This is a genomic window from Microbulbifer mixtoriginis (SeqCode), assembly GCF_052467945.1.
The window spans coordinates 2,016,545-2,036,377 of the sequence record NZ_CP174328.1 but is presented as its reverse complement, the minus strand read 5'-3'; the positions used below and the strand labels follow the sequence as shown (position 1 = coordinate 2,036,377).

General features: G+C 49.7%; 21 protein-coding genes. 18 read left to right on the top strand and 3 right to left on the bottom strand.

Annotated elements, in window-relative coordinates:
• The first annotated feature begins 5 nt into the window (after positions 1-5).
• The 13 genes from fabG (at position 6) to bcp (ending at position 10,743) form a co-directional block, all read left to right on the top strand.
• Positions 6-761: a 3-oxoacyl-ACP reductase FabG gene (fabG, locus tag ACJJIJ_RS08840; RefSeq protein ID WP_444939322.1), complete on the top strand. Its 756-nt coding sequence runs from the start codon at positions 6-8 to the stop codon at positions 759-761.
• Positions 762-983: 222 nt separating this feature from the next.
• Complete coding sequence (gene acpP, locus ACJJIJ_RS08835) at positions 984-1,220, top strand: acyl carrier protein (protein ID WP_152453358.1); 237 nt, start codon at positions 984-986, stop codon at positions 1,218-1,220.
• Between the two features lie 195 nt (positions 1,221-1,415).
• Positions 1,416-2,657: a beta-ketoacyl-ACP synthase II gene (gene fabF, locus ACJJIJ_RS08830; protein WP_444939321.1), complete on the top strand. Its 1,242-nt coding sequence runs from the start codon at positions 1,416-1,418 to the stop codon at positions 2,655-2,657.
• Positions 2,658-2,735: 78 nt separating this feature from the next.
• Entirely contained in the window at positions 2,736-3,467 is a 732-nt protein-coding gene (locus ACJJIJ_RS08825) for an aminotransferase class IV (RefSeq protein ID WP_444939320.1), read from the top strand.
• Entirely contained in the window at positions 3,461-4,525 is a 1,065-nt protein-coding gene (mltG, locus tag ACJJIJ_RS08820) for an endolytic transglycosylase MltG (protein ID WP_444939319.1), read from the top strand. The genes ACJJIJ_RS08825 and mltG overlap by 7 nt, the downstream gene beginning before the upstream one ends.
• A gap of 5 nt (positions 4,526-4,530) precedes the next feature.
• Entirely contained in the window at positions 4,531-5,151 is a 621-nt protein-coding gene (gene tmk, locus ACJJIJ_RS08815; RefSeq protein WP_444939318.1) for a dTMP kinase, read from the top strand.
• Positions 5,152-5,218: 67 nt separating this feature from the next.
• Positions 5,219-6,238, top strand: a complete 1,020-nt coding sequence (locus tag ACJJIJ_RS08810; RefSeq protein ID WP_444939317.1) for a DNA polymerase III subunit delta' — start codon at positions 5,219-5,221, stop codon at positions 6,236-6,238.
• Between the two features lie 128 nt (positions 6,239-6,366).
• Positions 6,367-6,720, top strand: a complete 354-nt coding sequence (locus ACJJIJ_RS08805) for a PilZ domain-containing protein (protein ID WP_020415211.1) — start codon at positions 6,367-6,369, stop codon at positions 6,718-6,720.
• 7 nt (positions 6,721-6,727) lie between these two features.
• The gene (locus tag ACJJIJ_RS08800) at positions 6,728-7,504 is read left to right on the top strand and encodes a TatD family hydrolase (RefSeq protein WP_444939316.1); all 777 of its coding nucleotides are present in this window, start codon (positions 6,728-6,730) and stop codon (positions 7,502-7,504) included.
• Between the two features lie 28 nt (positions 7,505-7,532).
• Complete coding sequence (locus tag ACJJIJ_RS08795; RefSeq protein WP_444939576.1) at positions 7,533-8,156, top strand: dUTP diphosphatase; 624 nt, start codon at positions 7,533-7,535, stop codon at positions 8,154-8,156.
• Between the two features lie 131 nt (positions 8,157-8,287).
• Positions 8,288-9,268, top strand: a complete 981-nt coding sequence (locus ACJJIJ_RS08790; protein ID WP_444890161.1) for a malate dehydrogenase — start codon at positions 8,288-8,290, stop codon at positions 9,266-9,268.
• A 394-nt stretch (positions 9,269-9,662) separates the two neighbouring features.
• On the top strand, positions 9,663-10,184 hold the full coding sequence (locus ACJJIJ_RS08785; protein ID WP_444886357.1) for a DUF2244 domain-containing protein: 522 nt from the start codon (positions 9,663-9,665) through the stop codon (positions 10,182-10,184).
• A gap of 82 nt (positions 10,185-10,266) precedes the next feature.
• On the top strand, positions 10,267-10,743 hold the full coding sequence (gene bcp, locus ACJJIJ_RS08780; RefSeq protein WP_252081827.1) for a thioredoxin-dependent thiol peroxidase: 477 nt from the start codon (positions 10,267-10,269) through the stop codon (positions 10,741-10,743).
• 248 nt (positions 10,744-10,991) lie between these two features.
• Here bcp and ACJJIJ_RS08775 read toward each other — a convergent pair whose 3' ends face one another.
• Positions 10,992-11,174 (bottom strand): hypothetical protein, encoded by a 183-nt coding sequence (locus ACJJIJ_RS08775; RefSeq protein WP_252081826.1) that lies wholly within the window; start codon positions 11,172-11,174, stop codon positions 10,992-10,994.
• On the opposite strand from ACJJIJ_RS08775, the gene ACJJIJ_RS08770 reads away from it, so the two are divergent.
• The 5 genes from ACJJIJ_RS08770 to ACJJIJ_RS08750 all read left to right on the top strand — a co-directional run bounded on the left by ACJJIJ_RS08770 (position 11,166) and on the right by ACJJIJ_RS08750 (position 15,667).
• Positions 11,166-11,612, top strand: coding sequence for a helix-turn-helix domain-containing protein (locus ACJJIJ_RS08770; protein WP_020415217.1), 447 nt, complete (start codon positions 11,166-11,168; stop codon positions 11,610-11,612). The genes ACJJIJ_RS08775 and ACJJIJ_RS08770 overlap by 9 nt on opposite strands.
• A gap of 115 nt (positions 11,613-11,727) precedes the next feature.
• Positions 11,728-12,060: a preprotein translocase subunit YajC gene (gene yajC, locus ACJJIJ_RS08765; RefSeq protein WP_020415218.1), complete on the top strand. Its 333-nt coding sequence runs from the start codon at positions 11,728-11,730 to the stop codon at positions 12,058-12,060.
• A gap of 136 nt (positions 12,061-12,196) precedes the next feature.
• Positions 12,197-12,787 (top strand): OsmC-related (seleno)protein, encoded by a 591-nt coding sequence (locus tag ACJJIJ_RS08760; protein WP_444939315.1) that lies wholly within the window; start codon positions 12,197-12,199, stop codon positions 12,785-12,787.
• 75 nt (positions 12,788-12,862) lie between these two features.
• Positions 12,863-13,900: a D-cysteine desulfhydrase family protein gene (locus ACJJIJ_RS08755; RefSeq protein WP_507011602.1), complete on the top strand. Its 1,038-nt coding sequence runs from the start codon at positions 12,863-12,865 to the stop codon at positions 13,898-13,900.
• Positions 13,901-14,008: 108 nt separating this feature from the next.
• Positions 14,009-15,667, top strand: coding sequence for an alanine/glycine:cation symporter family protein (locus ACJJIJ_RS08750; RefSeq protein WP_252081822.1), 1,659 nt, complete (start codon positions 14,009-14,011; stop codon positions 15,665-15,667).
• 111 nt (positions 15,668-15,778) lie between these two features.
• On the opposite strand, the gene ACJJIJ_RS08745 is transcribed toward ACJJIJ_RS08750, so the two are convergent.
• Positions 15,779-17,902 (bottom strand): M4 family metallopeptidase, encoded by a 2,124-nt coding sequence (locus ACJJIJ_RS08745; protein ID WP_444939313.1) that lies wholly within the window; start codon positions 17,900-17,902, stop codon positions 15,779-15,781.
• 434 nt (positions 17,903-18,336) lie between these two features.
• Positions 18,337-19,671 carry a glutamine synthetase family protein gene (locus tag ACJJIJ_RS08740; protein ID WP_444939312.1) on the bottom strand — a complete coding sequence of 445 codons (1,335 nt, stop codon included), beginning with the start codon at positions 19,669-19,671 and terminating at the stop codon, positions 18,337-18,339.
• Between the last annotated feature and the right edge of the window lie 162 nt (positions 19,672-19,833).

Genomic DNA, 19,833 nt, shown 5'->3' with positions numbered 1-19,833 from the left:
CAAGTATGAGTCTGAAGACCTCCCTTGAGGGCAAAGTTGCCCTGGTCACTGGTGCCAGTCGCGGCATAGGTGCAGCAATTGCGGATATGTTGGGCAGCCAAGGCGCAGTGGTCATCGGTACTGCCACTAGTGCTGGTGGTGCCGAAAAAATTAGTGCGCGTTTCGCCGAGCAGGGCTTCAATGGCGCAGGTATGGTACTTGATGTCACCAGTGCGGAAAGTATCGCTGGGCTGCTAGACGAAGTGAAAAATGATTTTGCGGCGCCGACCATTTTGGTTAATAACGCGGGAATCACAAAAGACAATTTGCTCATGCGCATGAAAGATGATGAGTGGGACTCGGTGATCGAGACAAACCTATCCGCTGTCTACCGTATGACAAAAGCCTGCCTCAGAGATATGACTCGGGCACGCTGGGGGCGTATCATCAATATCAGCTCCGTGGTGGGTAGCATGGGCAACGCGGGTCAGAGCAATTACGCGGCCACCAAGGCTGGAGTAGCGGGTTTTGCTCGGTCCCTGGCTGCAGAGATCGGCTCTCGCGGCATTACTGTGAATACGGTCGCCCCGGGTTTTATTGATACCGATATGACCAAAGTGCTGCCTGAGGCGCAACGCGAGGCGCTTCTTGGTAAGATCCCTCTGGGTCGTTTGGGGCAGCCCGAAGAGATTGCCTCTGTTGTGGCCTTCCTGGCGAGTGATGCCGGAGCTTATGTCACGGGGGAGACGATACATGTTAATGGCGGCATGTATATGGCCTGAGGCACGTTGAAAATATTTCAATAACCTATTGATTTTTAAAAGTTTTTTGTATTTGCTGATGGTGCCGCAGAGCCGTGCATTACAACCCTAAAAACTTGGGGTACAATGGCCTCTGAATTATCCAAAAGCTGTGTGAGCCGGTCGTTATCGCTGTTAATTGGATTGGCGAAATAACAATAGCGACTAAAACAGATTTTTACCCACTAGGAGTTAAATTGAATCATGAGCAGCATTGAAGAGCGCGTTAAAAAGATCGTTGCTGAACAACTGGGCGTGAAGGAAGAAGACGTTAAGCCTGAAGCCTCTTTTGTTGAAGATCTGGGCGCGGACTCACTCGACACAGTTGAGTTGGTAATGGCTTTGGAAGAGGAATTCGAAACCGAAATCCCCGATGAAGAAGCTGAGAAAATCACAACTGTTCAGCTGGCAATTGATTACATCAAGGACAACCTTGGTTAATTCCTGCTGGGTGGTTTAGGCGCGAACAGTTTTATTACTGTGCGTAGCCAAGCGTTTCTGAGAGCCGTTCTATGTTACATAGCGCGGCTCTCTTTATATTTGCACTATGGAATTGTGACTGCTGTTCTAGTGTTGATTCCTTCGTATGTAGATTGAAGGGAGAGCAGTGGCAGTAAGAGTTTCGGGGGGACCGCAGTGTCGCACAGAAGAGTTGTTGTAACCGGAATGGGCGCAGTGAGCCCGCTGGGTAACACCGTAGAGGAGACTTGGTCTGGCATCCTAAAGGGCGTCAGTGGAGCTGCTCCAATAGAGTCATTTGATGTTTCGGCGTTCTCAACCCGCTTCGCCGCTATGGTGAAAGATTTTGATCCGACTCCTTATGTAGCCGTAAAAGATGCGCGCAAGATGGACACTTTCTTGCAATATGGCCTGGTTGCGGGTAACCAGGCAATGGAAGATAGCGGTCTGGAAATTAATGAAGAGAATGCGTCGCGTATGGGGACCTGTATCGGTTCCGGTATGGGAGGCATTTTGGCTATTGAAGATAATGCCCTGTTAATTGCCGACAAGGGCCCCCGACGAGTGTCACCATTTTTTGTGCCGGGTGCCATCATCAATATGGTCGCTGGCAATTTGTCGATAAAATTTGGTCTTCGAGGTCCAAATCTCGCTGTCACAACAGCCTGTACTACTGGCACTCATGCTCTGGGATTGGGTATGCGGACCATTCAGTATGGCGATGCGGATGTTATGGTGTGTGGCGGGGCCGAAATGGTCACTACGCCTGTTGGGCTCGGTGGTTTCTGTGCGGCCAGGGCGCTCTCTACGCGCAATGATGACCCCAAGACGGCCAGTCGCCCGTGGGATAAAAGTCGAGATGGTTTTGTGTTGGGAGAAGGGGCTGCGGTACTTGTCCTGGAGGAGTACGAGCACGCGAAAGCCCGCGGCGCAAAGATTTACGCAGAGCTTGCAGGCTTTGGTATGAGTGGCGATGCCCATCATATGACTTCGCCTCCTGAAGATGGTGCTGGAGCTGCGCTCTCCATGCAGAATGCGCTTAATGACGCCGGTATGAATGCTGCTGATATCCAGTATATCAATGCACATGGCACCTCTACGCCATTGGGAGATACGGCTGAAATTCAGGCTGTTCGTGAGATTTTTGCAGATTCTTTAGAAGAGCTGGCGGTAAGTTCTACAAAGTCTATGACTGGCCACCTTCTCGGTGCTGCAGGGGCTCTTGAAGCAGTTTTCTCTGTCCTTGCTCTGCGCGATCAAATGGCACCGCCAACAATCAATTTGTATGACCCAGACGAGGCTTGTGAAAATATCAACCTAGTGCCTCAGGAGGCCCAGCCTAGAGTAATTAATTCGGTACTATCTAACTCTTTTGGGTTTGGTGGCACCAATGGTTCATTAATCTTCAAGCGAACCTGATCTGTCTGCCCGCCTTTGGGCGGGCACTCCCATCCTGATATGTGCAAATTGCCACAATTTTTTCTCAGAAGCCGACCTGTGCAGAGCTTGCCTGCTGATGAGAGTTACGAAGATGGAATCCTCGAAACCATGCGCTGTCACAACGGAAGGTTGCCGCTGTGGCCGCTACACCAAGAGCGCCTGGCCCGGAATACTTGTTTGGATGAGGAGCTCCTTAAAGAGATTGATCGGTGCATACCCCGGTTGGTTAAGCAGCTTAACCAGAAAATGGCGATCGCCCGATTGCGGCTGGGTTCGGTTGGTGGTGAGTGGTGCTGGGATCTGTCCTTATTGCCGCTAAAGTTGACTGCCGAGACTGAACTTGGAGTTCGGCTTTACCCCTGTAAGACCTATCTACCGCTTTCAAAAAGTAGGAACTTAGGCAGCAAACTTTTATGTCGCAATCGATATAATAAGGCGAAATCTGAGCTCCCTGACGGGGAGCGTATCGATGGCCTGATGTTAGATAGTGAGGGCAGGGTTATCGAGAGCTTGCGCTGTAATTTACTGGCTCGCTTTGGTAATACCTGGATAACGCCTGATTTGCATCGCTGTGGTGTCCGGGGCGTCATGCGGGACTGGTTATCCAGTGAGATTCAGTGGCAGGAGCGAGATTTAGAAATTCGGGATCTGAGCGGGGCTGATGAAGTAGCATTGTGTAACAGCGTGCGCGGGGTATTGCCGGTTGTCGAGATTATCGGTCATCAACGTTGGTCGATCGGGGCTGGTGTTCGAGGGTTGCAGCATTTGATCATGGAAACATTGTGGTAAAGAAAAAGCGGACAAGCTCTCCTTTCAAGTTTTGGAAAATCCTGTTTAGTGGTTTTCTCCTCGTTGCCTTATTGGGCGGAGCCTCTCTGTGGATGTTACAGATGGCCCTAGCGTCTCCACTGGCTGTGGGAGAAAAGGGCCTGCAGTTCCAAGTGCAAAAAGGCAGCAGCTTATCTGGAACCTTGCGGAAACTGAATAGTGACGGGGTGATTAGCTGGCCGCGATTGATTCTTGCCTATGCCTATTGGGAAGGCAAAACCGATATCCACTCTGGTGAGTATCTGATACCCAGCGGAAGTACGGCAGTGGATTTAATTACCCGGTTAAACCGGGGTGACGTCACCATTTATCGACTCACTTTAGTCGAGGGATGGACTTTCCGGCAGGCGCTGCAAAAGGTTCGCTCGGGGCAGAGGATTGTTAGATCTGAGGCTGGCAGTAGTGTCAGTGCCGCGGCCAGGGCTCTTGGCCTGAAAGAGGGGGCTGAGGAAGGTTGGATTTTTCCAGATACCTATGTATATCGCTCTGGGACTACAGATATTGAGCTTTTGCGCGAAGCGTATGAACGTATGCAGCGTGTGCTGGATGAAGAGTGGCAGGCAAAAGAGGATGGCCTCCCTTACGCAACGCCCTATGAGGCCTTGATTATGGCTTCGTTGATTGAGAAGGAAACTGGTCAGCCTTCCGAGCGAAGTCAAATTGCTGGAGTTTTTGTGCGGCGCCTAAATATGGGCATGCGCTTGCAAACCGATCCCACCGTAATTTATGGGCTGGGGGAAGACTATGATGGCAACCTCACCCGAGCACACCTTCGCCAACCAACCCCGTATAATACTTATGTAATCAATGGGCTCCCCCCTACGCCAATTGCACTGCCGGGACGTGCGGCTATCCGCGCCGCACTGAACCCAAAGCCCGGCAAAAGCCTGTATTTTGTAGGTAAGGGGGATGGTTCCCATCATTTCTCAGCCACTCTGACAGAGCACAACCGTGCGGTGCGGGAGTATCAGCTGAAAAGACGAGCGGATTACCGCTCCAGTCCGGCAAAAGGAAATTAGAAATAGTGTCGCGCGGAAAATTTATAACCCTGGAAGGCGGGGAGGGGGTTGGCAAGTCTACCAACCTGCAGTTTATCACCCAGTGGCTAGCTGATCGTAATATTCCATTTATTCAAACCCGCGAGCCAGGTGGCACTCCCCTGGCTGAGCAGCTGCGGGAATTGCTACTGGCTAAGCGTGACGAGGCTGTTGATCCCACGGCAGAGCTGCTTATGGTTTTTGCAGCCCGAGCACAACATCTGGCGAAAGTGATTATCCCGGCCTTGGAACGGGGTGACTGGGTGATTTGTGACCGCTTTACTGATGCCACTTATGCCTACCAAGGTGGGGGGCGAACGCTTGACAGGGCTCTAATCGAGCGCTTAGAAAATGATGTGCAGGGAGATTTGCGGCCTGATAAGGTACTTCTTTTAGATTTGGACCCGCAAATAGGTTTACAGCGTGCTGCCAGTACTGGAGCTGCCGATCGGTTTGAAAGTGAGCAGCTGGCTTTCTTCCACCGGGTGCGTGAAGCTTATCGTGAACGTGCTCAGGCAGCCCCTTCGCGCTATGCCGTTGTCGATGCTAGTCAACCTTTGGTGCAGGTCCAGCAACAGCTGGGGCAGGAGTTACAGCGCCTTCTTTGATGCACGCTTTAAAATATGGTCACCACGAGTGTGGTGAAGTTTCCAGTTACAAATTTGGCAATTGGCAGTGTCTGAAGTACCTGAACATACCCCTATCCCTTCTTTACTACCCTGGCAAACGGAACAGTGGCAACGGCTTGGTACCCAGTGGCGTGCTGGTCGATGCCCTCATGCCCTATTACTGAGTGGCCAGCCTGGTCTTGGCAAACGCGCTTTTGCTGAGGCTTTTTCTGCGCTGGTATTGTGCGAGCAGCCCAGAGAAGGGCAGGCCTGTGGAAGTTGCAAGGATTGCCACCTTTGGCAGGCGGGGTCGCACCCGGATTTTCTTCGGGTAGAGCCTGAAAAGGTAGGCGGTCCGCTTAAGGTTGAACAGATTCGCCAGCTGGGGGATTTTGTCTCCCGCACCAGTGGGCGCGGGGGGGCGCGCTTGGTATGGCTGGCGCCAGCGGAAGCTATGAACATCAATGCGGCCAATGCGCTATTAAAAAACCTGGAGGAGCCTGCGGCATCAGTGATTTTCCTTCTGGTCAGTGACTCTCCCGCAGGTTTACTGCCAACAATTCGCAGTCGTTGCCAAGTTGTTGCTTTTCCATCCCCTTCTGCAGAAATGGCATTGCAGTGGCTGCATGGATATGGATTGAAGGAAGGTGCGGCAACCAAGGCCCTGGCGTTGGCCGGTGGGGCGCCATTATTGGCTACGCAATTGGCCGAGCCAAAATGCGAGGAAGTTCGGGAGCGCTTTCTGGGGGAGCTAATTGCCCTAGCTCAGGGTAGTGCAAGGGCTGTGGCAGCTGCAGGTCGCTGGGAGACTCCGCCCGAGCCTGCAGATCTGGCCCAGCTTATTCAATTTTGGCAGCAGTGGGTTGCCCAAATGGCTAGGGTGCGCAGTTGTGATTCCACTGGCGATACTCAGGTTATGACCCTTCTTCAGAGGTTCCCAGGAATAGGGCAAGGCAGTTTGCGCCCACTGTTTGGTTTTTACGATCACCTCGTTCAGGCGCGTAAGGGGCTTGCGAGTGGAGCGAATCCCAATCGTCGCTTGTTGCTGGAGGAGTTGATGATACGGTGGTCTAGGCTTTTTGCTTAATGAGAAATGTAAAGCCGTAACCACACGCGGGGGCATTAAGCTTCTTTCTACCGGGAACGTGTAGTGTTCTGGACAGAAACAGTACGCTCAGATAAGTTAGCGCAACATTTAAAACATTGAGGTTGAGCATGAAAGCCATGGGAGGCGGTGCCCGAAACGGCATCCTATCGCTGAAAATCCAGGATAAGTCGGTTCTCTATGCCGCTTATATGCCCTTTGTAAAAAATGGTGGCTTGTTTATCAGCACGGATAAATCCTACAGCCTCGGCGATGAAGTATTCCTGTTGTTAAGCTTGATGGATGAGCCGGAAAAAATTCCGGTGGCAGGCAAGGTTATCTGGATAACCCCTAATGGAGCCCAGGGAAACCGTACGCCGGGTATTGGCGTTCAGTTTGGTGACAAGGACAACATTGCACAAAACAAGATAGAAACTTACCTGGCTGGCACCCTTGAATCCAGTCGACCTACTCACACGTTGTAATTTTCACATGCTCGTAGATTCTCATTGTCACCTGGATAGACTGAAACTCGATAAATTTGATGGCGATCTGGATGCAGTCTTGGAGTTCGCACGCAGCCGAGGAGTTGGGAAATTCCTATGTGTTGGTATCAGTCTGGAAAATGCAGATGCCGTCGTAGAAATCGCCTCAAAATATGAGGATGTTGTTTGCTCTGTTGGAATACATCCGCTGGATGTTGAATCCGGTCTCGCTGGGGTGGACGAACTGATCGCGATGGCTGAGCGTCCCAAGGTAGTGGCACTTGGGGAGACTGGTCTTGATTATTATTACAGTACGGACACCAAAGAGACCCAGCAGCAGAGCTTTATAGCTCACTTGCAGGCCGCAGGTCAGGTGGGGCTGCCGGTTATTGTGCACACACGCGATGCTCGTGAAGATACAATTCAGTTGATTCGAGAGTACGGAAACCCACAAACAGCCGGTGTATTGCATTGCTTCACTGAGAGCTGGGAGATGGCCAAGGCCGCATTAGATCTTGACTATTACATTTCCCTCTCCGGTATTGTGACATTTAAAAATGCCGAGGATCTGCGCGATGTTGCGCGCAAACTGCCCCTCGATCGCCTGTTGGTGGAAACAGATTCTCCCTACCTTGCACCGATTCCTTATCGTGGCAAGCCCAATATCCCGGCTTATGTGCGGGAAGTAGCCGAATTTATTGCTGAGTTGCGCGGAATTTCATACGAGCAGCTGGCTGAAATCACTACAGAAAACTTTCTCCGATTATTTCCTCGGGCTGCCTAAGCCCGGCTAGTTAGAAGTTCCCTATATGATGAAGCAACAATTGCAGGCCATGCTGACCCTGCAGGACGAAATTAATACCGTTGTTAACAAAAACTGGCGTGCGCAAAATTTTGCCTGGTATCGCGCGATCTGGGTAGAGAGCGCGGAACTCTTGGATCATTACGGCTGGAAATGGTGGAAAAAGCAGCAACCGGATATCGATCAAGTAAAGTTGGAGCTAGTGGATATCTGGCATTTTGGCCTGAGTCTCGAACTGCAACAGGGCTCTCCGGCCCAAGTTGCTGAAAAGATGCTTAAGGAATTAGAGGCTGGCCAGCGAGAGCCCGGTGATTTTCGTGAAGATCTGGAGGCCTTTACTTTGAGCACCTTGGCAAGTAAACAATTCGATCTGCCAGGGTTTGCGCAGCTTCTTGCCGACACAGAGATGCCTTTTACTGAACTGTATCAACGTTATGTAGGAAAGAACGTACTCAATCGATTCCGCCAGGATAACGGGTACAAAGAAGGAACTTATGTGAAGAACTGGGGCGGACGTGAAGACAATGAGCACTTAGCGGAAATTGCCGCTGAGCTTGATGCCTCGGCAGTAGATTACAGCGAGCAGGTTTATCGCATTTTGCAGCAGCGTTACCGGGAAACTGCCTCGGCTTGAGCCTTTTTTTGGCGTCTCTTATAAAAAATTAAAGTTTTGTTAGGCAAATTGAGTTGGGAATCGCTCCGCTTGAGGTGAAATTTGCTCAAGAGGCCCTATAATGCGGCCGCTTACAAACGAGGAGAACTATCGTGAAAGCACCTGTTCGTGTTGCTGTTACCGGCGCTGCCGGTCAGATCAGCTATTCGCTGCTGTTCCGCATCGCTTCCGGCGAGATGCTGGGTAAAGATCAACCAGTTATTTTGCAGCTGCTGGAAATTACCCCGGCACTAGAAGCGCTGAAAGGCGTTGCTATGGAGCTTGAAGACTGCGCCTTCCCGCTGCTCGCGGGTATCGTTCAGTCCGATGACGCTACTATTGCGTTCAAAGACGCAGATTACGCTTTGCTGGTAGGCGCGCGTCCCCGTGGACCGGGTATGGAGCGCAAAGACCTGCTGGAAGCTAACGCTGCTATCTTCTCTGCACAGGGTAAAGCCCTGAACGACGTTGCTTCTCGTAACGTAAAAGTACTGGTTGTTGGCAACCCGGCTAACACCAATGCCCTGATTGCTCAGCGCAATGCGCCAGACCTGGACCCGCGTAACTTCACCGCGATGACCCGTCTGGATCACAATCGCGCTCTGTCCCAGCTGGCGAATAAAACTGATTCCAGCGTTAACGACATTACCCATATGACAATTTGGGGCAACCACTCTTCCACTCAGTACCCAGACCTGCACCAAGTGAAGGTTGCCGGTGCTGCGGCGATGGATAAAGTGGAGCAGGAGTGGTATGAAAACGACTTCATCCCGACTGTTCAACAGCGTGGTGCAGCCATTATCAAGGCGCGCGGTGCTTCCTCTGCGGCTTCCGCTGCCAACGCTGCCATCGACCATATGCGCGATTGGGCTCTGGGCACCGCTGAAGGTGACTGGACCAGCATGGCTGTATTCAGCGATGGTTCCTACGGTATTCAGGAAGGCCTGATTTACTCTTTCCCTTGCACCTGCAAAGGTGGGGATTGGGAAATCGTACAGGGTGTTGAGATCAATGAGTTCTCCCGCGAGAAGATGACTGCAACCGAGCAGGAGTTGGCGGAAGAGCGTGATGCAGTCGCTCACCTGCTGCCCTAACCCTGTCGATTGATCGGCCTTGATGGCCGGTTCGTCTAAAAAGCCCGCACCGGTGTGCGGGCTTTTTTATTTGGCTCTTCGGCGCTGATTTATTGACTTCGCTGTAGCTATAAAATCGCCAGCTAGTCCAGATAAAAAAGTTTGCGTATTTCAAGTAAGAAGTAAGCGATACCAAGTGAGGGCATTTCCTCTTATTTTTTCAATCCCGCCAACAGTGGCTTATTCAGAAAGGCTAGATTAGGGTTCCTTTAGCCGCAGCTTAATAAAGTGACTTTTGCTAATGGTATTTAAAATAGAATGGGGAGGCCTGAATACTGGCGGGTCGTTATACGAATGTGGACTGGTGGCGGCGGCACTACACTGATTAGGTAAGTATTGCCTGGAAGTATTTGCCATGGTCACAGAAGTCGGCCGCCAAGCCCCTCGCTGCGCCTGTATTCTTCTTCAGCCTAATCAATCCCTGTCGGCAACGGGAAATCTTTGGGTGTTCTTTTCCCTGGTTGGTGTTTCCCTTGGTATTAGTTTGGCTTTTGCCTTTGCTGGGGCTTGGATGATCCTGCCATTTGCAGGGTTGGAAATTTTACTACTCGCAGTTTTATTCACCTATGTCTACCTAGAAGGGACCCGTCGCGAAGTAATCCGCATTAGCGATGAGCGGGTTGTGTTCGATTGTTGTAAAGGGTTCCGTCAGCAATCTGTCTATCATCGGGAGTTCTCTCGGGGAAATCTTGCCTTGCTGGTGCGGATGGGTAACAGTCCGGCTGAGCCTGCCTCGGTGACCTTTAGTGGTCCAGAAGGATGCCTGGAGGTGGGTGAGTTTTTGACCGATGCAGAGAAGGCAGAGTTAGTGCAAAAGCTGAGGAAAATAGGCATTTTTGCACGCAGGGAGAAGGAGTTTCGCCTGCACCAGTTTTGAATGATGGAGTTCTTGGCATTTCAGTTAGTACTTTTCGTTATAATCCCCCCAAAACTTAAACCAACACTTCAGGGGATTTCTTATGTCTTTTCCCAAAATTGGCAATTTGGCACCGGCATTCACACTGACAAACCAAAGCGGAGAGAAGGTTTCATTGAAAGATTTCCGCGAAAAAAGCAATGTTGTGCTTTATTTCTACCCAAAGGCACTGACCCCAGGTTGTACAACACAGGCTTGTGGTATCCGGGATAGTGCCGATGCGTTTAAGGAGCTAGACACTGTTGTTCTCGGTGTGAGCCCAGACCCAGAAGCTAAGTTGCAGCGATTTATTGATAAACATGAGCTGAACTTCGACCTCCTGTCCGATGAGGATCACAAGATTGCGGACAAGTACGGTTGCTGGGGGCTGAAGAAGTTTATGGGCAAAGAGTATATGGGGCTAATCCGGACAACTTTTATCATCGACAAAAGTGGACGCTTACGCCATGTTATCGACAAAGTGAAAACCAAGACCCACAGTGATGATGTGCTTGGCTGGGTGGCTGAAAATCTGGATTGATTATCTGTTACACAGCTTCTGCAAACTCTTTCTAAGGGGGTAGGGTAGCCTCTGGCCCCCGAATTTCCTTGAGTTTTCATTGAAATTGCGTACCGGGACCATTCAATTTTGTCTTCTGCGGCACAATAAGATGAAAAAAACCACTGTCGTCCCTTGCATTCTCAATTCTTGGTCTATACTGGCAGATGTAAAGGAAAGGTGCGCCGGCGAGAGAGTGTTTCTCTTTGGGTATTGCCGGAGCGGTTAGTTTAAAAATTGTACATCTCTGTGAAGGATTCGATGTCTGTTTTTGGTGCATCCCGCATCGAGTAGTAGTCCGCCGAAGTTGTAGGTGTGTTGGTGTGGGCAGGGGCAACCGGGATTCGCTGGATGCGGACATAGAAAAATAACTGCGGCTCACGGAACTCAAAAGGAGCAGCTCGATGAACCATACTCAGCCCGACCAGACTTCGCTCTCTGAAGATAAATCCCTGCAGCAGGCCAGAATATCCGGCGACCCGAATATTCTCGACCAGCTGCTGGCCCCACCGGAAGCTACCAGCTTTGGCATTGCTGCCAGAGTCATCGATGTGCTCGAACAGCGCATTGGTAAGGCTTCTCTCGCTATTCGCCCCGTTGCTTCCGACTTAAGCATGTCCACCCGGACTTTGCAGCGTCGTTTGCAGGAGCATAACTTGAGCTTTGCCTCACTGCGTGACCACGTGCGCTTCCGCCACGCGGTGCACTTCCTCAAAGATACCGCCCTGAGTGTTGACGGAATTTCAAGGATTTTGGATTTTTCTGATCGGACCAGCTTTACCAGTGCCTTCAAGCGCTGGACCGGTATGTCGCCAACTGGTTATCGCCGTCAGGTGCGTCAACGCTTTTAAGTGAGTGCGAATTGGTTAGGCCGGTCTCCTGTTGATCGGCCCAATCCGTTGCCTCAACAGGGGAAACCCGTTAGAGTTGGCGGCAATTTTATAGGCTGACTCTTTGAGGTTTTGCATGAGCTTTTTTATCCCCTCCGCCATGGCACAGCAAGCGGCACCGGCGCCACAGGGTAACCCCATGATCACCCTGTTGATGTTTGCGGGCCTGTTCGCTTTCATGTGGTTTTTTATCATCCGTCCTCAGCGCAAGCGCCAGAAGGAGCATCAAGAGTTGGTTGGTGCACTGAAAAAGGGTGACGAAGTCGTGATGAGCAGCGGTATGCTGGGTCGTGTAGACAAGGTGGACGAAGATTACATCGTGCTGGAAGTTGCAGACAATATGTCTTTGAAGTTCCAGAAAGTAGCAGTTCATGCTGTTTTGCCCAAGGGCACGATAAAGAAGATCTGATAGCTTTTTACTAGATTTTTTAGTGATTCAGATTGGAAAGCCCGGCATATGCCGGGCTTTCTCGTTTTTCGGCAAGTGAGATTTTCTCGGGCAATACTTCTGGTTAATTGATTTAGAAATTTTCAGGAGGCCCCATATGCAAAGCGATAGCCAAAATGCTTTGAAAGCAGCCATTGTTAGAAAAGTTACGGCACTTCCTAAGTTATCCAAAATTCAAGTGGATACACCAGTTAAAGAGCGGGGAAGTTTTCACTTTCAAGTTAACCTATCGGCTAAAGCAGCTTTGGAAGAGGGATACCTGAAGACTGCCACTGTACAAGCGAACGTACCGGGATGTAGTGCTTTTGAATTACTCTGCGATGAAGGCACCATTATTGGAGGTGCGGATAGCGCACCGGCACCACTTGATTACCTATCAGCAGGTATTGCTTTTTGTTTTCTCAGTCATATCAGCATCTACATTAATCAGAACAAACTGAATATTGAAAGTGTCAAGATTGAGCAACAGATGCGTTTTAAGGCTGAGGTGTACAAAATGCAGGAATGTACTGATATTCCACCTAAGGGGGTTTGTGAAGGAGTAGAAACCGTTGTTTTTGTTAAATCTGCAGAGTCGAGGAAAGCGATTGAGAGAATGGTGGGAGTTTGCCGAGCTGCCTGTATGGGATTACAGACTGTAGTAAATGCTGTTCCTGCCAGGATTACATTGGTTTTTAACGAGCCCTAGAGTTGATGCCTTTACGATAGATTTAGCATAGACAAGGCTTTATGCCTTTACCGATAAGCCTTTTTGGTATTTGCAATGGAGCTTGCTATGCCTGGCAGTTTGCCGATTTCTTTACCTAGGCGGATACGTTTAGCCCATCTTCCCACGCCAATACAGCCGCTGGATAGGATTAGTAAACAATATTCCTTTCCTTTTGGCGGCCCTAGAATTTGGATAAAAAGGGATGACCTGACTGAATCTGGGATGTCAGGTAATAAATTGCGAAAACTTGAATTTGTTGTTGCTGAGGCCATAAAGCAGGGCAGCGATACCTTGATCACCGCCGGGGGTATTCAGTCCAATCATTGCCGCACCACTGCGCTTGTCGGTGCTCGCTTAGGACTCAAAGTGCACCTGTTATTGCGTGGTGAGCCCATAGCCCAAGCAGATGGAAACCTACTGTTGGATCAGTTGGCGGGGGCAGAAGTGAGCATCCATTCGCCTGAAGAGTTTGCCAAAGATCTCAAGAGGCTGTTCAATTTTTGGTCTGATCAATATTCGAAGCGTGGGCACATTCCCTTCCGTATCCCTATTGGTGCCAGCGATGGACTGGGCTTGTGGGGATACCTCTCGGCTTCGCAAGAACTTATTACAGATTGTCGAATGAGAGGATTCCGGCCGGATCATATTGTGTGTGCCACTGGTAGCGGAGGTACCCAGGCGGGTTTAACGATGGGGTGCTATCTGATGGGGCTTGGTGTTCAGGTCACAGGTTATGCTGTCTGCGATAATGCCACTTATTTTCAAACCAAAGTGAGAGAGGATATCCGCCATTGGAGCAGGCTATCGGGAAACCCTGTGGATCTGCAATCTCTGCAAGTGCATGTGAATGCCGACTATATTGGGCCGGGGTATGCCAAGGCTGAACCTCCAATCTACGAAATGATTGAAGAGATTGCTGCTCTAGAGGGAATCTTGTTGGACCCTATATATACCGGTAAAGCTTTTTATGGGCTGATGCAAGAATTGAGAAAAGGCCATTATAAAGGATCTAGTAACCTGGTATTTCTACATTCGGGGGGGCAGTTTGCCTTGTTCCCCTATCGTCATAACTTCTCTTTTAATAGGGTTTAGGCCCCTTTACTGTTCTAGTGCTTCGGAAGCTGCTAACCTGCGCAACAAATTACAGCTGTGGCTGTATATAAAACAATCAGAATTGGTTCAGAGAAGTGGGGGGTTAGTTTGGATTCCTTTAATCAGCTGCTACTGTCGTTGGACGGTATGCTCGGATCGGCACCTTGGTTCCCGTGGGTGCTGCTCGGGGTAGGTTTCTTTTTTACTATCTATCTTGGGTTTCCGCAATTTCGTTACTTTGGACATGCGATTAAGATTGTCCAGGGGAAATATGATAAACCCGGTGACCCAGGAGATACCTCTCACTTCCAAGCACTGGCTACCGCTCTTTCAGGAACTGTAGGTACCGGTAATATCGGTGGTGTTGGCTTGGCTATTTTCCTGGGCGGCCCGGCCGCTTTGTTTTGGATGTGGATGACTGCCTTCCTGGGGATGACAACCAAGTTTGTCGAAGTCACACTGTCACATAAATATCGTATTAAAGCGGCAGATGGCTACTACGCAGGTGGTCCTATGTTCTATATGGAGCGCCGTCTCAATATGAAGTGGCTGGCAGTGTTATTTGCCATCGCCACAGTAATTTGTTCCTTCGGTACCGGAAGCTTGCCCCAGGTGAATAATATTGCCCAGGCGATGCACGATTCTTTCGGTATTGAGAAAGCGCTCACTGGTGGTGTGCTTGCCATCCTGCTGGGGATGGTGATCATCGGTGGCATTACCCGAATTGCCAAGGTTACCTCCACTATCGTTCCGGCAATGGCACTGATCTATGTAATTGGTGCGTTGGGTGTGATTTTCTACAATATAGAAAATATCGTCCCTTCATTTGTGGCCGTTTTCCGTGATGCCTTCACTGGAAGTGCTGCTGTAGGTGGTTTCCTCGGAGCCAGTTTTGCCTATGCCTTTAACCGTGGTGTGAATCGTGGCCTATTCTCCAACGAGGCGGGGCAGGGCTCTGCACCGATTGCTCACGCCGCCGCACGTGCCGATGAGCCTGTTTCCGAAGGCATGGTTTCACTACTGGAACCGTTTATCGACACCATCATTATCTGTACTCTGACTGGCTTGGTAATCTTATCTTCCGGTGTATGGACTGAAAAACACGAAAACCTGTTTGAGGGGGCTGACACATATGTTGTCGAAGGTCGCTACGAAGAGAGTGACCCCAAGCAGGTTAAACAGCTGTTTAATTACTTAAGTGGTCAACCTAGTGATGTGAAGCCCTATAACGGATCAGTGGTTGTCACTGATGGGCAGCCTCTAAACCTGCAGGATTTCACCCTGATTCATGCACGCTCAATTGCAGAAGATCTGGATTTCCGTGTTGGTGAAGATCAGTTTAGCGGTGTGCTTAATGTTGTTGATGGTAAGTTTGCTAATGAGGATGTGGATATTTGGGGTAAATCCCTGGTTCATTCCGTTGCATTGACCAGTAAAGCTTTCCAGCGCGGTTTCTTCGGAGAATACGGTGGCTTGATTGTAACTCTGGGTATTCTCATGTTTGCTTTCTCGACCGCTATCGCTTGGTCCTACTATGGTGATCGCTCTATGATCTACCTGTTTGGTCCGAAGGCGGTAATGCCTTACCGAATTGTGTATGTGATAGCTTTCTTCTGGGCGGCGATTGAGGACACCACCGTTATTTGGAACCTGTCTGCGGTAGCTATCGTCATTATGACCTTACCGAACCTGTTTGGTATTACGATATTGGCGAAGGAGATGAAGTCAACGGTGAAGGATTATTGGAAGGACCCCAGCCATAAGTAACTTGGCTTGCAAGGGTTACTCCTAGAATAAAAAAGGCAGCCTAGTGGCTGCCTTTTTTATTGTCTGGCCCTGTTGGTATGGCAACGGGGCCAGATTGTTCAGCAGATAAGCTTATTCTGCTTGGGCGCTGAGTGCTACACCGGAGTATGTCTGGTAACCGCGAATACTAATGTACCAGGTACCTGCTTGTGGGTTGCTGATGTTGCAGTTTTCATCATTACCCCACTTATATGGACGACAATCCCAGGTGTTTCGAGTTGGTGCTGAGCCAAAGCGAACATAGAGGTCACCGTCCCCACTGCCACCAGACATCACTGCTTTCAGGGATGACATACCGCTGTCCACATCCAGGGTAAAGTGCTGCCAGGCATTAGCGGAGCCAGACAGATTGGTTTTTTCCCAGCCGCCGGGGTTGCCACCGCCACCGTCGGTGAAGCTACCTACCAGACTGACACCGGAGAAGGAACTATAACCACGCACCATCACATAGTAGGTGCCTGCTTGTATGTTGGAGATCTCACAGGTTTCATTGTTGCCGGTAGTGTAGGGACGGCAGTCGTATGTGCTGGAGGTTGGTGCTGAGCCAAAGCGTACATAGAGGTCCGCATCACCGGTGCCACCAGACATATTAAAGCTTAGGCCGGTAGCGCCAGCAGGAACATCTAAGGTGTAATGGAGTTCATCGCCAGAGCCGCCACCAAGGTTGTCAACGGAAACTCCATTTTCAAGCTCTCCAGGAGGAGGTGGTGGAGTGTTATCACAGGTAACTCCTACGGTACTGAAGGCGGTTGTAACATCCGCTTTACTGTACCCTAGGTCTACAGCAGCTTGCTCAACACCGCAGGCAGCCTCATCGTAGTCAGAGTTTGAGCCCCAGTACATCTGATTAGCGAGGACAAAAATATCAAATGCCTTGCGAGTATCCCAGCCGTTGGTATTGGCGATCAGATAGAAAGCTCGATTGTAGACACCGGAGCTATAGTGTACGTCCATACCGCTGTAATAATCATCGGCATGGCCAATGGAGCGTCCATCCTGTGTTGGGTCTTCAAAATAACGCAAGGCGCCATTGGCTTTGAAAATCTGAGCTCCAACCAACCAGTCGTTACTGCCAGTCATAAAGTATTCAGCGGCTTCACCAGAGATATCGGAGAAGGCTTCATTAATTCCCCCTGGTTGTTGACTGTAAACTAGGCCAGAGTTCTGCTCGGTAAAGCCGTGGCTGACTTCATGAGCCGTAACATCCAGGCTGACTAGGGGGTGGAAGGTGTTTTGACCATCGCCAAAGGTCATCTGGCTGCCATCCCAGAAAGCATTTTCGTAGTTATTACCGTAATGCACGCGAAGGCGCAGCTTTTGAGTCAGCGGTGAAGTGTTGTACCAGTCACTGAACATCGCGAAGACCACGCCACCAAAATAGTGCGCGTCATTTAGCGGTGAATAAGCACCATTGATTTCTTTGTGATCATTATAGGGGCAGTTGAATTGATGGACGCTACCGCCACTAGTTCCATGATTCAAGTTCACAGTTTCAACGTTGGTAGTATCCATACGGCAGTTGGCATCAACCTGCATGGAGGGGAAATCGGTACCATATTCATAGCGGCCCGTTTTTACATTGCCGCCAGGACCTTGTGCATCTTGGAAGGTGAGGCCATCCCAATGCTTAATCACTTCACCGGTCATGGCATCAATAAAGTAGAAGGGGCGCTTGGGGTCGTCTCCATACTCGACCCAGTTCACCAGGTAGGCCAGGCGAGCCTCATCTTGTTCATTGATGTAAACATAGAGTTCTTTTTTCTGGTTTTTGGCCTCCAGTTTAAGCACTGGCAGTGATAAAGCACCCGACATCACTCCCTGTTGTGCGCGCAGTGAAACCTGATGATTCATGGCGCGATCAAGGGCATTGCCCGCGTCAATTGCCGCACGCACGGTGGGTACTTCAAGTTCGAGTCCGGTAAGGATATTACCGTGCATCTCGGTAATGAGTCCCTGTCCAGAACTGGTTACGGTCTGTCCCCACACGGGTATGCCTTTGTGGGTTTGTTGGTAGCGGGCGACGGTTTTACCATTTCCCAGAGTACGCTCACGAATTTTTACCAATGCCATGTCAGATCCGGCAACGGTATTTAATGTCTGTGGCGAGAGCATATCCGGAGTGGCTGGAACACGGTCGGCAGCCTGCGCACTAATAGCCATAGCTAAAGTGCAGGTAAGTCCTATCAAATGCTTCATTGCTAGCTTTCCCTTATTTAACTTTTTTATTAGCGACCGAGCATCAGCAGCTGGAAAACAATCCAGTAAGGAATTACTGATTGCTTCAGCAACTTGATGCAAACGGTCTTTATGGTTGGTAAGACAGCAGAAGAAGGCCGGGCATCTGGGGTGGGGCCAAAAATTGGCAATGACGTCCGCTTTCTCAAACCGGTTGCCCAAATATTCCGGGCAACCTGAGATTACCTTGCATGTGCTTAGTGGCAACAAAAAGGTGATGACAAACTCATATATTTGAATTGTTTTCGATATTTTTGCTTAATTAGTCACAAATCAGCAAATAATATCCTGCCGAGGAATCCAAATTGATGCGCCTAAATAAACCCGATAAAAGGGTGGTGCGCCAGCCGAGAATAAAATTTCAGAAAAGTCTCAAAAATATTTTTTGGGATTATCTATACGTTGAGAAGTAGATATTCCCGCTCCCAAGAACTGATAACTCGGTTAAATTCCTCGTATTCATCACGTTTTATTGCGCTCCATGCTTTCACGAATTTTTTGCCAAACATTTCAGCGGCGGCTTCACATTCCGTTAAAAGATTGAGGGCGTGCTCTTGAGTGCGGGGTAAAGTAATGGTCTCTTTTGAGCAGTCGCCCTGATACGGTGCGCTAGGTGCTACCTTATTGATCATACCGAGATAACCGCAAGCGAGAGAAGCAGCAATGGCGAGATAAGGGTTGCAGTCGGCACCAGGAAAACGATTTTCCAATCTTTTTCCTTGAGGTGAACTGTCGGGAACTCTAAGGCCGGTAGTGCGATTGTCATAGCCCCAATGCAGGCTTGTCGGGGCGGCCATTTCGGGAGTGAAGCGTCGATAAGAATTGACATTTGGGGCTAGAAAACTAATGAATCCTGGAGTGTACTCCTGCATACCGCCAATAAAATACATAAAGCTATCGTTTTCATTTCTATGGTCGTCTACAAATATGTTCTTCTCTGTTTTTAAGTCGACAACACTTTGGTGAAGATGTAATGCACTGCCGGGTTCGTCCTCCATGGGTTTGGCCATAAAGGTGGCATAAATTCCGTGGCGCAGAGCAGTTTCTCTGACGGTGCGTTTAAAGGTGAAAACTTGGTCGGCGAGTTGAAGTGGGTCTCCATGAAGGAAATTGATTTCCATCTGCGCGGTTCCTGATTCGTGAATCAAGGTATCTACATCGAGCCCCTGCGCCTCACAGAAATTATACATATCCTCAATAATGGGTTCGTATTCGTTGGCAGCGTCGATGCTATAAGACTGTCTGGTTTTTTCCGTTCGGCCAGATCTGCCAACGGGTGCTGAGAGTTTTTCATCTGGATCAAGATTGCGCTTTATGAGGTAAAACTCTACTTCCGGAGCAACGATTGGTTTCCAGCCTTTCTCTTTATATTTTTCCAAAACGAATTTGAGGATGTTCCGCGTACTAATCGGGTGTGGTTGACCATCCCGGGTATAACAATCGTGAATAATTTGAGCAGTGGGATCATTGGCCCAGGGGTTAAGTCGAACGGAATCGGGATCTGGCACCAGCAACATATCCGTATCTGCTGGGTCCACGAGTTCATTGTGCTCATCGACATAGTCGCCGGTAACGGTTTGCACAAGGATACTTTCTGGAAGTCGGCTGTCCTGGGTAAGGAATTTATCTGTAGGCGTAAATTTACCTCTGGCATTACCCGACATATCCGGCACCAGGCACTCCACCTCGGCAATATCGTGTTCGGCGAGCCAGCTTGTAATCTTGTCCATTTGTTAGAGTTACCCAGTGTGTTTCCATCTACATGTCGTACCAGTATATGCCTGACCCTCACATTGGCGGTAGCCGCTAGTGCAGGCAAAAATAATGACTTGCCGGATATGTTTTGAGATTTATGGGAAGCCTGGCTCGGCAGGTAAAAGGGAATTACCATT